The following is a 340-nucleotide window of genomic DNA, read 5'->3' as shown; positions in this document are numbered from 1 at the left end:
ACATCGGCAGCGCAAACCTGGGCACCGGCAACACCGGCACCGGCAACTCCGGCAGCGGCAACTTCGGCAACACCAACCAGGGCGCCGGTAACTACGGCACCGGAAATACCGGCCAGGGTAACCGGGGTGACGGCAATACCGGCAGCGGCAACCTCGGCAACAACAATCCCGGCATGGGCAACATCGGCAGTGCCAATCAGGGTGGCGGGAACAATGGCACCAACAACATCGGCTGGGGCAACACCGGGAATAACAATGTCGGGTTCGGCAACAGCGGCAACAATAACAACGGGAAGGGAATCAACAGCCACAATCAGGTGGGTATCGGAGGTCTGAACTC

At 60.6% G+C, this 340-nt stretch carries 1 protein-coding gene; it reads left to right on the top strand.

Annotated elements, in window-relative coordinates; genetic code table 11:
- A partial coding sequence (locus BST40_RS28625) for a pentapeptide repeat-containing protein (protein ID WP_208618968.1) occupies positions 1-340 on the top strand: 340 nt, incomplete at both ends.

The sequence above is a fragment of the Mycobacterium persicum genome, from assembly GCF_002086675.1.
Lineage (GTDB): Bacteria > Actinomycetota > Actinomycetes > Mycobacteriales > Mycobacteriaceae > Mycobacterium > Mycobacterium persicum.
Note: the sequence above shows the minus strand (reverse complement) of the source record. Positions and strands in the feature narration are given on the sequence as shown.